This is a genomic window from Promicromonospora sukumoe 327MFSha3.1, from assembly GCF_000385135.1.
In the GTDB taxonomy this organism is placed as follows: domain Bacteria; phylum Actinomycetota; class Actinomycetes; order Actinomycetales; family Cellulomonadaceae; genus Promicromonospora; species Promicromonospora sukumoe_B.
The window spans coordinates 183230-195862 of record NZ_ARQM01000010.1 but is presented as its reverse complement, the minus strand read 5'-3'; the positions used below and the strand labels follow the sequence as shown (position 1 = coordinate 195862).

The 12633-nt window shown below is 71.5% G+C and carries 10 protein-coding genes; 2 read left to right on the top strand and 8 right to left on the bottom strand.

Annotated features, from left to right (window positions below; all coding sequences use genetic code 11):
* Positions 1-37 precede the first annotated feature (37 nt).
* From H291_RS0104505 to H291_RS0104480, 6 genes are all read right to left on the bottom strand, one after another.
* On the bottom strand, positions 38-1444 hold the full coding sequence (locus tag H291_RS0104505; RefSeq protein ID WP_157236710.1) for a glutamate-5-semialdehyde dehydrogenase: 1407 nt from the start codon (positions 1442-1444) through the stop codon (positions 38-40).
* A 182-nt stretch (positions 1445-1626) separates the two neighbouring features.
* Positions 1627-2817 carry a glutamate 5-kinase gene (gene proB / locus H291_RS0104500; RefSeq protein ID WP_020013786.1) on the bottom strand — a complete coding sequence of 397 codons (1191 nt, stop codon included), beginning with the start codon at positions 2815-2817 and terminating at the stop codon, positions 1627-1629.
* A gap of 133 nt (positions 2818-2950) precedes the next feature.
* The gene (obgE, locus tag H291_RS0104495) at positions 2951-4468 is read right to left on the bottom strand and encodes a GTPase ObgE (RefSeq protein WP_020013785.1); all 1518 of its coding nucleotides are present in this window, start codon (positions 4466-4468) and stop codon (positions 2951-2953) included.
* Positions 4469-4667: 199 nt separating this feature from the next.
* A complete protein-coding gene (gene rpmA / locus H291_RS0104490; protein ID WP_020013784.1) occupies positions 4668-4925 on the bottom strand; it encodes a 50S ribosomal protein L27 in 258 nt (85 codons plus the stop codon).
* An 87-nt stretch (positions 4926-5012) separates the two neighbouring features.
* Positions 5013-5321 (bottom strand): 50S ribosomal protein L21, encoded by a 309-nt coding sequence (gene rplU / locus H291_RS0104485; protein WP_020013783.1) that lies wholly within the window; start codon positions 5319-5321, stop codon positions 5013-5015.
* Positions 5322-5546: 225 nt separating this feature from the next.
* Positions 5547-8258: a glycine betaine ABC transporter substrate-binding protein gene (locus tag H291_RS0104480; RefSeq protein ID WP_020013782.1), complete on the bottom strand. Its 2712-nt coding sequence runs from the start codon at positions 8256-8258 to the stop codon at positions 5547-5549.
* 117 nt (positions 8259-8375) lie between these two features.
* Between H291_RS0104480 and H291_RS0104475 the strand changes: the two genes are divergently transcribed.
* Positions 8376-8966 (top strand): protein-L-isoaspartate O-methyltransferase family protein, encoded by a 591-nt coding sequence (locus H291_RS0104475; RefSeq protein ID WP_020013781.1) that lies wholly within the window; start codon positions 8376-8378, stop codon positions 8964-8966.
* Between the two features lie 376 nt (positions 8967-9342).
* Positions 9343-10452, top strand: coding sequence for a fatty acid desaturase family protein (locus H291_RS32000; RefSeq protein ID WP_051109380.1), 1110 nt, complete (start codon positions 9343-9345; stop codon positions 10450-10452).
* Between the two features lie 62 nt (positions 10453-10514).
* Here H291_RS32000 and H291_RS0104465 read toward each other — a convergent pair whose 3' ends face one another.
* Complete coding sequence (locus H291_RS0104465) at positions 10515-11135, bottom strand: thymidine kinase (protein WP_026365391.1); 621 nt, start codon at positions 11133-11135, stop codon at positions 10515-10517.
* Between the two features lie 136 nt (positions 11136-11271).
* Positions 11272-12429 (bottom strand): acyltransferase family protein, encoded by a 1158-nt coding sequence (locus H291_RS0104460; protein ID WP_026365390.1) that lies wholly within the window; start codon positions 12427-12429, stop codon positions 11272-11274.
* Between the last annotated feature and the right edge of the window lie 204 nt (positions 12430-12633).

Below are 12633 nucleotides of genomic sequence, written 5' to 3'. Positions count from 1 at the left end.
GAGATCCTGCGGAGGTCTCCCGGACGCCAGCGAGCCGTCACGGCTTGACGTGACCGTCGCCCGTGACGACCCACTTGGTGGTGGTGAGCTCCGTCAGTCCCATGGGGCCGCGCGCATGCAGCTTTTGCGTGGAGATGCCGATCTCGGCACCGAGGCCGAGCTCGCCGCCGTCGGTGAACCGGGTGGACGCGTTCACCATCACCGCGGCGGAGTCGACCTCCGCCACGAAGCGGTCGGCCGCGGCGATGTCCCGCGTCACGATCGCCTCGGTGTGCCCCGAGGACCAGGTGCGGATGTGCTCGATCGCCTCGTCCAGCGACGGCACCACCCGGACCCCGAGCTCCAGGGCCAGGTACTCCGTTGCCCAGTCCTCGTCCGTGGCAGGGACGGCGGTGGCCCCGGCAGGGGCAAAGGACAGGGCCGCCGCATCACCGTGCAGCACCACGCCGGCGTCGGACAGCGCCGTGAGCGCCGCCGGGAGGAAGGCCGCGGCGGCGTCCTCGTGGACGAGCAGCGTCTCGGCCGCGTTGCAGACTCCGACGCGCTGGGTCTTGGCGTTCATCACGATCGCCACCGCCATGTCGACGTCGGCCGTGGCGTCCACGTAGACGTGCACGTTGCCCACGCCCGTCTCGATGACGGGCACCAGGGACTCGCGCACGACCGTCTGGATGAGGTCGGCGCCGCCGCGCGGGATGAGCACGTCCACGAGGCCGCGGGCGCGCATGAGCGCCACGCCGCCGGCGCGGCCGTAGGCGTCGATGGACTGGACAAGGTCGGCGGGCAGGCCGCGCGCCTCCAGCGCGCCGCGCATCACCTCGACGATCACCGAGTTGGACGACGCCGCGGCGCTGCCGCCGCGCAGGATCACCGCGTTGCCGGACTTGAGCGCGAGGCCCGCGGCGTCGACGGTCACGTTGGGGCGGGCCTCGTAGATCATGCCGACGACGCCCATCGGGACGCGGACCTGGCGCAGGCGCAGGCCGTTCGGCAGCGTCTGCCCGCGCACCACCTCGCCGACCGGGTCGGGCAGGCCGGCGACGTCGCGCAGCGCGGCGGCGATCTGCGCGATCCGCTCGGGGGTCAGGGCGAGCCGGTCCAGCAGGCCGTCCGTCATGCCGTTCGCGCGGCCGCGCTCCAGGTCCTCGGCGTTGGCCGCGACGATCCGGTCGGCGTCGGCCACGAGGGCGTCGGCGACGGCGCCCAGGGCGGCGTCCTTGGTCATGCGGTTCGCCGTGGCCAGGGTGCGCGAGGCGACCTTGGCGCGCCGGGCGACGTCGTGCACGGCGGTGGTGACGTCCTGGGTACCCGGGGCGGCGGCACCGGCCTCGCCCGCGGGCGTGCCCGTGGCGCCGGCCGCGCCCGCGCCCGACGGCGGCGGGGTGCCGGCTCCCGCGGAATCGCCTCCGGCAGGGGTCGCCTCGTCCTGGCTCACGATCGTCATGCGTCGAGAGTACGTCGGGTGCGGGCGGATGCCGAGGTCGATTCCGTGGTGCGGGACGGGCGCCAGCGGGTGCAACCGACCGAACTCGGCGAGATCGGTCGGCTGCACCGAGACCGGTCGGTCAACTGACCGCTCTCGACGCAACCGACCGAAGTCGAATCCCGTCCCTGGAAGGGACCCTGTCAGCCCTTCGGCTGGTCCAGCACCAGGTCGTCCCGGTGCACGACGACGCGGTCGTACCCCTCCCCCAGCTCCTCGCGCAACGCGTACGTGGACCGGCCGAGCAGCGCCGGGAGGTCGCTCGCGTCGAAGGCGACGAGCCCCCGGGCGACGACGACGCCGTCGGGCGCGACCAGCTCGACCGGGTCGCCCGCGTCGAACTGGCCCTCGGCCCGGGTGATCCCGGCGGGCAGCAGCGAGGCACGGCCGCCGAGCACGGCGCGCGCGGCGCCGTCGTCCAGGTGCAGCCGGCCCTGGGTGCGGGCGGCGTGCGCGATCCAGAGCCGGCGCGCCGAGGTGCGGCGTCCGGTCGCGGCGAAGAACGTGCCGACGTCCTCGCCGGCGAGCGCGGCGGCCGCGTTGGCCGTCAGCGTGAGGACGGCGGGCACGCCCGCCCCGGTCGCGATCCGCACCGACTCCAACTTGGTGACCATGCCGCCCGTGCCGACCGAGCTGCCGCGCGCGGTCACCTCGACGCCCGCGATCTCCGTGAGGTCGTCGACCAGCGGGATGCGGCGCGCCCCGGGGCGCGACGGCGGGGCGTCGTGCAGGCCGTCGACGTCGGTCAGGAGCAGCAGGGCGTCCGCCCGCACCAGGTGCGACACGAGCGCCGCGAGGCGGTCGTTGTCACCGAACTTGAGCTCGTCGGTGGTGACGGCGTCGTTCTCGTTGATGACGGGCACCACGCCCAGCGCGAGCAGGCGCTCCAGCGCGCGCTGCGCGTTGCGGTAGCGGTGGCGGCGCACCGTGTCCTCGGCGGTCAGCAGGATCTGGCCGATCTGGATGCCGAACGCCCCGAACTCCTCCTGGTAGCGACCCGCGAGCTGCCCCTGGCCCACCGAGGCCGCGGCCTGCATCGTGGCGAGGTCGCGGGGCCGGGTGCCCAGCCCGAGCGGCCCGATGCCCGCCGAGACAGCACCCGAGGTGACCAGCACGACCTGGGCGCCGGCGGCCTGCCGGGCGGCCAGCACCTCGACGACACCGCGCAGCGCCCCGACGTCGAGGTGCCCGTCCGGGCCGGTCAGCGACGAGGAGCCGATCTTCACCACGACGCGCTTGGCGGCGGCGACCGCGGCCCGCGGACCCGGGACCGGCGGGGCGTCCTTGAGGTCCGGAGCGTCCTGACGGTTGACCGAGGGATCGAGGGAGTTCACACCTCATCCTCTCCGGAGCGGTGCCCGCGACGCTCGCTCATTCCACGAGCCGGGCACAGAACCGCACGTGTCAGACGTACAGGTCACCAGAGTGATCTGTGGGTCTGACACGTGCGGTGTGGTCTGACAGGTCCTAGTCGTCCTCGGGGTCCGTCCAGTGGCCCGCCTCGCGCTCCGTCCACAGCTCGCGCCGCGCCTCGGCCTTGGCGTCCATGCGCTCGGTGAACTCGCGCCGCTTGTCGCCGCGCGTGGGCCGCTCGTTCTGGTCGAGCCGCAGGTCGGTGCCGCGGCCGCCCAGCAGCTCCGCGCCGGTCTGCAGCGTGGGCTCCCAGTCGAAGACGACGGCGTTGTCCGGGTCGCCGATGCGCACCTCGTCGCCCGCGACGGCACCCGCCTTGAACAGGCCGTCCTCGACGCCGAGCTTCGCGAGCCGGTCCGCGAGGAAGCCGACGGCCTCGTCGTTGTTGAAGTCGGTCTGCTTCACCCAGCGCTCGGGCCTGGTACCGCGCACCTCGAACCAGTAGGCGGTCTCGCCACCCAGCCGCCGTACAGTGAACTTCGACTCGTTCACGGCGCGCGGGCGCAGCACGATCGGCGCGGGGTCCGGCGCGGGGGCGTCCGCGCGGGCCTTCTCGACCACCTCGGCCAGGGCGAACTTGAGCTCGCGCAGGCCCTCGTGCGACGCGGTCGAGATCTCGAAGACGCGCAGCCCGCGCGCCTCCAGGTCGGCCTTGACGAAGTCCGCGAGCTCACGCGCCTCGGGCACATCGATCTTGTTGAGCACCACGAGACGCGGACGCTCGGCGAGCGGCACGCGGCCGCCCGCGATGCCGATGTCGCCCGAGTAGGCGGCGAGCTCGGCCTCGATCACGTCGAGGTCGCTGATCGGGTCGCGGCCCGGCTCCAGCGTGGCGCAGTCCAGCACGTGCACGATCATCGCCGTGCGCTCGATGTGCCGCAGGAACTCCAGGCCCAGGCCCTTGCCCTCGCTCGCGCCCGGGATCAGGCCCGGCACGTCGGCGACGGTGAACCGCGACTGGTCCGCCTGCACCACGCCGAGGTTCGGCACCAGCGTGGTGAACGGGTAGTCGGCGATCTTGGGACGCGCGGCCGAGATCGCGGCGATCAGCGACGACTTGCCCGCGCTCGGGAAGCCCACCAGCGCGACGTCGGCGATGGTCTTGACCTCGAGCTCGACCTCCGCGGTCTCGCCCTCCTCGCCGAGCAGCGCGAAGCCGGGGGCCTTGCGCCTCGGCGACGACAGCGCGCGGTTGCCGAGCCCACCCTTGCCGCCCGCGGCGACGACGTACTCGGCGCCAGCGCCCACGAGGTCGGCCAGGACGTTGCCGTCCAGGTCCTTGACGACGGTGCCGTCCGGCACGGTCAGGACGAGGTCGCCGCCGTTGGCGCCGTCCCGGTCGTCGCCCATCCCCTGGGTGCCCGACGTCGCCCGCCGGTGCGGCGAGTGGTGGTACTCGAGCAGGGTGGTGGTGTTGGCGTCGACGACGAGCTTGACCGTGCCGCCGTCACCACCGTTACCGCCGTCGGGCCCCGCCAGGGGCTTGAACTTCTCCCGGCGGATCGAGGCGCAGCCGTTCCCGCCGTTACCACCGGCGGCGTGCAGAACCACGCGGTCCACGAAGCTGGCCATGTCTCGATCCTCTCAGGTACTGCTCAAGGTGGAGCGGCCCGGAGCCGCTCGTGAAAAGACGTGAGGGGGCGCACCGTCACCGGTGCGCCCCCTCACGCGAAAGCCGAATCAGGCCGCGTCTCTTTGACGCCTGAGCCTGCGGTTACGCTGCGGGCGAGTGCCTCGTTCCTCGGCTCTCACCCTGCGCTGCACCTCCGGCTCAGGCGTCGGCGGCGACGATGTCGATGACCTTGCGGCCACGACGGGTGCCGAACTGGACGGCGCCGGCGTCGAGGGCGAACAGGGTGTCGTCCTTGCCGCGGCCGACGTTCACGCCGGGGTGGAAGTGGGTGCCGCGCTGGCGGACGATGATCTCGCCGGCCTTGACGACCTGGCCACCGAACCGCTTCACGCCGAGGCGCTGGGCGTTGGAGTCACGACCGTTGCGCGAGGAGCTCGCGCCCTTCTTGTGTGCCATCTGGCTGACCTGTCTTTCGGGACGAAGGAGAAGAAGAAGTATCTGGCTCGCGCGGGCTCACTCGTCAGAGGAGGCCCGCAGCGGAAGTCACTTGATGCCGGTGACCTTGACGCGGGTCAGCGACTGGCGGTGGCCCTGACGCTTGCGGTAACCGGTCTTGTTCTTGTACTTGAGGATCGTGATCTTGGGACCCTTCTCGTCCCGCACGACCTCAGCGGTGACCTTGACCTTCGCGAGCTTCTTCGCGTCGGTGGTCACCTTCTCCCCGTCCACGAGCAGCAGGGCCGGGAGCTCAACGGTCTCACCGGCTGCCGCCTGGACACGGTCCATGACGACGATGGTCCCGACGGACACCTTCTCCTGGCGGCCACCGGCCTTGACGATCGCGTACACCACGTTCAACTCATCTCTCTAGTCTTGGCGTGCGCGCACGACGGATCTCACCGGCTTTGCTGTGACTCGCTCCGCCGCGGCGGTCGAGTGCGGTGCGCCATGGGCACGCAGGACGGGTGCGCAGACAGCACACCGAAGATCAAGGTTACGCGATGCCCTCAGCGGGTTCAAACCGGTAGCCACGTGGCCTTGCCCACGATCCACCGGCCCACGACCGCTCGCTCGTGATCAGTCGTCCGATCCGCCCCAGCGGGCCACCCGGTCCCCGTTGTCGGCCAGCCACTTCTCGGCGACCTCCTCCGGCTCCAGCCCGTCGTGGTCGACAGCCGAGATGAAGGCGCTGAGGTCGTCGTCGGTGAGGTCGACGTCCTGCAGGATCCGAGCCGCGACGGGCGACGTCTCCGCCAGGGTGGCGGCCCAGGCGACGTGCACGTCGACGCGCTCGTCACCCTGGTCGTCAGCCCACGGGATCGACGCGAGCCGGCGCAGCGTGAACTGCTCGTGGATGCCGTCCGGCTCGTACCCGTAGAAGAGCAGCGGCCGCCCGGACGCGGCCTCCTGCTCCAGCCGCGCCTTGAAGATCGTCGCCGAGTAGGACTCACCCTCGATCCCCTCGTGTCCTGGCCTGTCCAGCCAGGCAGCCAAGTTCTCGGTCGACGCCCAGCCGCGCGGGCCGATCCACATCTCCCCGATGCCGTCCCCGTCGCTGTCGAACAGGGCGGCGACCTCGGGATCAAAGAGGTCCTCGGCCTCGGTCAGCACCCGCTCGGAGCCGGCGGCGTCCAGCACGTAGACGCCCTGCGTGCCGGTGTAGGAGTGCTCGCTCAGGCGGATGGTCCCGTCGGCGACCCACTCGCGGACGGCCACCCCCTGGTTCTGCAGCCACAGGTCGGGATGGACCTGGACCGCAGGATCGTCGGCGCCCATCCCGGCGACGGCGTCGACGTGGTCCATCTCCTCGATCCGGACCGTGACGTCGGCGTCGCCGAGCACGTCCTGCAGGATCTCGGCCGTGACGCTCGCCCCGGGCCAGCCCGGGTCGGCGATGGTGACGGTCGCCTGCTCGGTCTCGGGAGCGGCCTGCACCTCACCGGGCCGCGGGGCGGACGCGGTGGCCGTGCCGATCTTGCCGCTGAACGCGGTAGGCATGAGCACGACGGCGAGAATGACGAGGGTCGCGGTGCCCAGGTAGAACACGTTGAAGCCGCGGCCGGCGGGAAGGGACTCGACCACCCGGATGGGGCCGTCACCGTCCCGCGTCCGGATCCCGTCGCGCACCTGCGCGGCGGTGAACTCACCTGACTCGAGGATGTCCGCGGGAAGGTAGTACTTCTTGCCGATCTCGCGGAAGCCCTGCTCCAGCCGCCAGATCTGGCTGGTGAACCCGTGGATGTTGTTGCGGTCGTAGTCGCGGATCGCGAACATCGCCAGGAACGCGCCGCCCGCGAAGACGATCGCGCCGGCGTTGCCGAGCGGGGAGTCGCCCCGCAGCAGCAGCACGAAGACGATGGAGCCCAGGCCGGTGAGCCACAGCGCGGCTCGCTCGCCCAGGGAGAGCCGGTCGAGGTGGATGGAGAGCCAGCCGTTGAACGCGTCCAGGGCACTCTCCTGCTCCGGGGTGCGCACTCCGGACTCCCCGGCCATGGCGTGCTTGATGCGGAGCGCGCGACTCTCCTTGCCCTCGGCGGTCGAGTCGTACTCCAGCTCGATGAGGTCCTGCAGGAGCGCGTCCGCGGCGTCCTTGTCGGCCGAGTCGTCGGTGGCGATCATTCGGCTCACGACGGTCGCCCGCGCGTCGAGCTCCTGCGTACGCCGGCTGGCCACCTGCGCGAGCGTGAAACCGGCGAGGATCGCGAACAGCCCGGTGATCGCCGCCGCCATCTCCGGCACGGAGCTGAGCACGTCCCGCGGCAGCACCTGGGAGGCGAGCGCCACGTACACGGTGGCCACCAGGGACAGGGACAGCGCGTTCATGGACCGGTGGCGCGCGTGCAGCGTCAGGTTGGAGAAGAGGATCAGGACCAGGCCGACGATGGCGATGGGGCGGACCGGCTCGTCGAAGAGCAGGTAGAGCAGCACGACCGAGACGGCGGGCGAGAAGTACGGGAGCGAGGACAGTGTCAGGGACTTGTACTCCTGGAACGCCCACGTCCAGGTGATCTCGGCGACCAGGTACGTACCGATGCCGATCAGGGCGCAGACCAGCAGCACCTGGGCGTCGAAGGCGTAGAAGCGCAGGGTGTGGTCGGTGGCCCACAGGGCCAGGAGCACCGCGACCAGGGCCGTGGCGTTGGCCACCGAGATCGCGTAGAAGGTTGCGATAGGCCGGGAGTCCACCACGCGGTCGAACGACCGGGTCGAGTTGATCGCGAAGGGCAGGTAGAGCCCGCTGCCGACCGCCGCGACGAAGGCCCAGACGATCTCGCCGCTGTCGCCGGCGCCGGACTGCGCCGCCCCGACGTTCGAGACGCCGATCGCGGCCGCCCCCACGAAGGAGGCCAGCACCATCAGCCACTCGTTCCAGCGGAGCTTGGCTGCCGTCGCCGGGGAGAAGATGCGCATGGCGATCACCGCGATGAGCGGCCAGGTGAAGGCGATGATCGTCGCGTCCACCTTGGGCGCGCCGTACAGGGCGCGGTAGAAGCCGTAGTACCAGAGCGCGAGGAAGAGCCCCGAGATCGCCGCCGACCCGGCGCCGGAGAGGCTGGACCGCCCGCCCCGCAGCACCGCCAGGCTCTTGCGGCGCAGCACCAGGGCGCCGACCAGGCTCGTGAGCACCGAGATGGCCCCGGCCACGACGTACACCTCGGCGAAGTCGCCGCGGTCGCCGATGATCGAGATGAAGACCGGTTTGAGCGACCAGAAGGCGACAGCGGTGAGCGCCGCGATCGTGACGGCCGCTACGGACAGCTTCGGTGGGACGGACGTCTCGGTGGCCAAGGCCTCTCCTGGTACGCACGGTCACGGGCCGGCGCAGTCTACGGGGACACCGGCGCGGACCGGGGCACCTGGCGACCTCGATCGGGCTGTGCCTACCCTGGGCTCAGGTGATACGTGATGGTTTCCGAGCCCGCCGCCGAGCACGACGACATCGCCCGGGCGATGCGCGCCGTACCCCGCCGCGATTTCCTGCCCCGCTCGCAGCGGACGTTCGCGGGCCAGGACCAGCCGCTGCCGATCGGGCGCGGCCAGACGTCATCGCAGCCCAGCACCGTGGCCGCGATGCTGCGCCTGCTCCGTGTGCCGCTCGGCGCGCGCGTGCTCGACGTCGGCGCAGGCTCCGGCTGGACGACGGCGCTGCTCGCCTACCTGACCGGGCCGCAGGGCTGGGTGCTCGGCGTCGAGCGCGACAGCCGGCTCGCCGACTGGGGCGCCGCCAACGTGGCGCGCACCGGAATGGGCTGGGCGACGCTCCAGCACACCGAGCCCGGGGTGCTCGGCCAGCCCCAGGAGAACGGCTGGGACCGGATCCTGGTCTCGGCGGCGGCCGCCGCCCTCCCCCGCACCCTGGTGGAACAGGTCGGGATCGGTGGGCGCATGGTCATCCCCGTGCGAACGACGCTGCTGCTCATCGAGCGGCTGCCCGACGGGCGCACCCGCGCGACCGACCACGGCGGCTACCGGTTCGTCCCGCTCATCGAGGACTGAGCCGGAGCGCAGTGCAGGGTGCGGGGCGAGGAACGAGGCACGCGCCCGGAACGGAGCGCAGGCTGAGTCCGACCAAAGGAATCGAGGACTGAGCCGGAGCGCAGTGCAGGGTGCGGGGCGAGGAACGAGGCACGCGCCCGGAACGGAGCGCAGGCTGAGTCCGACCAAAGGAATCGAGGACTGAGCCGGAGCGGAGCGCACGCGCAGTCCGAAATGTCTGGCGAAGGTAAAAACATCGTCTTCAACTCTTCGCGATGTGTCCACATCTGCCCCTCGGGCCACAACCTACGCACCCGTAGGCTCGACGCCATCCGCATGACGGGCGACACCGTCCGACTCCACGGCTGGGAAGTCGAACCCGAGCATTGAGGACCGCATGGCCCAAGCTGCCCCCGTCGTCCGCGACGGCTTCCGCCCGACCAAACCACGTGATCCTCTTGCCGAACCCGTGACCAGCACGTATTCGTCCCTGGCCCGCACCGTGCGCGACGCCGGGCTGCTGCGCCGGGCACACCACTACTACGCCTGGACCCTCGCCGCGCTCACCGTCGCGCTCGGCGGGATCGTCACCGGGTTCGTGCTCCTGGGCGACTCGTGGTTCCAGCTCCTGATGGCCGGCGCGCTCGGCCTCGTCCTGACCCAGTTCGCCTTCGTCGCGCACGAGGCCTCGCACCGGCAGGTCTTCGAGTCGGGCCCCCGCAACGACCGCTGGGGCCGGCTGATCGCCAACGTCGTCGTAGGCATCAGCTACTCGTGGTGGATGACCAAGCACACCCGGCACCACGCCAACCCCAACAAGATGGGCAAGGACCCGGACATCGAGAACGACACGATCGCGTTCACGGAGGAGGGCGTCCGGCAGCACCGCGGGCTGAAGCGGTGGATCAACCGCTACCAGGGCTGGCTGTTCTTCCCGCTGCTCACGCTCGAGGGCGTGAACCTGCACGTCACGTCGGTCCGCTCGCTGTTCTCGGGCGGCCCCGAGACGCTGCGCTCCCGGATCCGCGAGCTCGTCACCATCACGGTCCGCCTCGGCGTCTACGTCGCGATCCTGTTCCTGGTGCTGCCGGCCGGTCTGGCGTTCGCGTTCCTCGGCGTGCAGCTTGCCGTGTTCGGCGTCTACATGGGCGCGTCGTTCGCCCCGAACCACAAGGGCATGGCGATCATCCCCGCCGACTCCCGCATCGACTTCCTGTCCAAGCAGGTGCTCACCTCGCGGAACATCCGCGGCGGGCGGTTCATGAACATCCTGATGGGCGGGCTCAACTTCCAGATCGAGCACCACCTGTTCCCGAGCATGCCGCGCCCGCACCTGATCCGGACCGCCGAGATCGTCAAGGAGCACTGCGCGAACCTCGGCATCCCCTACACCGAGACCAGCTTGGCGCAGTCGTACGTGATCGTCGTCAACTACCTCAACAAGGTGGGGCTCGCCGCGCGCGACCCGTTCGACTGCCCGCAGTACAAGCTGATGCGCAAGGTCTGACGTCGGCAGGTCGGCCCGCCCGGTCAGCCTGCACGCTCAGCCGGCACGCTCAGCCGGCACGCTCAGCCGGCGACGACGGCGTGCCGGCGGCACCGGGCCTCGTACGACTCCGACCCGCCCACGTGGGCGGCGACCGGCACGAGCGCGCCGCCGTCGGACTCCCCCTGTGCCTGGGGCAGCCGGACATGGAAGGCGGCGTCGGCCCCGCAGACGGAGCACACCGCCGTGAGCTTCTCCACGGACTCGGCCAGCGCCATGAGCTCGGGCAGGGGCGCGAAGGGCTGCCCGTCGAAGGTGACGGACAGCCCGGCGACGACCACCACGAGCCCGCGGCCGGCCAGGTCGGTGACGACCGGCACGAGGCCGGCGCCGAAGAACTGCGCCTCGTCGACGGCGACGAGCTCGGTACCGGGGTCGGTACCGGTGCCGGGGTCCAGCAGGCCGGGGATCTCCCCGGCGTCCGACACCGTGTGCGCCGGGACGCCCTGCCCGGCGTGCGACGACACCTGGCCGACGCCGCGCCGGTCGTCGAGGGCGTGGCTCACCACGAGCACGCCCCGGCGCGCGATCCGGGCCCGCCGCACCCGGCGCAGCAGCTCCTCGGACTTGCCGGCGAACATCGGGCCGGCGATCACCTCGAGGCGCCCGGCGCCCAGGCCGTCCTTCACCTGACCGTCTCTCATAGGCGCCAGTCAAGCATCCTGACGCCCACCCGGCCGGGAGATGAGCGAGACGCATGGGGAGGGGTAACGGAGAGTGAACGCTGCTACGTCTCCGTTACCCCTCCCCGTGCGAACACACTTCCGCGGCCGACTACACCTACAGCACCCGCGCCACCCCCGGGATGCGGCGCAGCAGGTAGGCGGCGCCCCAGCAGAGCGGCACCGACAGCACGAGCAGGATCAGGAACTTCACGCCCGCCGGGGCCACGAGCGGCGCGAACAGGATCGCCACGCCCACCAGCACCAGCGGGTGGACGACGTAGACCGCGAAGGAGTGCTGCGTGGCGAACCGCGCCCAGGCGGGCTGCCCCGAGAACCGCTCCCGGAACAGCACCAGCAGGCCCACGACCGCGCCGATGGCCACGACGTTCTCGACGAGGCTCTGCGCGAGCAGCAGGACGATCCCGGCGTCGGGCGCGGAGGCGAGGGCGGACGCGCCGAGGGCCGGACCCACGCCGACGAGCGCCACGACCAGGGCGACCCGGCCCTGCCGCACGGTGAGCGACGTCAGCCAGCCGCGGCGCGTGGCGAGCACACCGGCCGCGAAGAGCAGCACGTACTGCGGCAGGTAGGCCGGGGTCGGGAGGCCGACGCCCGTCCAGTACGTGCCGAGCGGCACGGCGAGCCGCCAGAGGTAGGTCACGACGGTCAGGACCGCGACGAAGGCGGCGATCGTGCGGAAGGCCAGGGGGCGGGCGACCAGGCCCGAGGGGGTGTCGGCGGCGCCGTCGGTCCCGGTCACAGCACCGGGACGGGATGCGGAGCGGGCTCGCAGGGCCCGGAACGCCGCGTAGGCGAGCGACAGGACGAGCAGCACCTCGACGAACCACATCGGGCCGGGGTCGCCCGCGGTGAACCAGAACCGCAGGAACGACTCCCCCTGGTCGCGGCGCTCGGGCCACCCCGGCAGCGCCAGCACCGGCCGCGCGACCAGCCAGAACACGATCAGCGGGACGCCGAGCCGGACGAGCCGGTCGCGAGCGAACGCACCTGGCCCCTTGCGGTCCACCGAGCCGGGCACGAACAGGCCGGAGAGCAGGAAGAAGAAGCCCATGAACCAGAACTGGTTCGCGACGACGAACGCCACGAGCGCGAGGCCGGACAGGCTCTCGCTGGGCTCGGTCCAGTACCACATCGGCAGCGCGCCGTAGGTCAGCGCGCTGTGGTGGGCCAGGACCAGCACGGTCAGCAGGATCCGGAGGTTGTCGACGTACCCCAGGCGGGTGCTCGTCGGCCTCGCGGCGGTGGTTGTCATCTCGGTCTCCGTCGTCTCGATCGCGCCTCGTTGGTTCATTACTCGACTAATGAACCATAGAACGTACGGAGCCCGCAAGAGAATTGCCCGCGGAAGTCCGGAGAGGCATCCGAGCCGACACCTCCCGGGCACAAAAAACGAGGGCCGCCACCTCGCGGTGGCGACCCTCGTCGGGTTCAGGTCAAAGGCCCAGAAGCCTCGCCC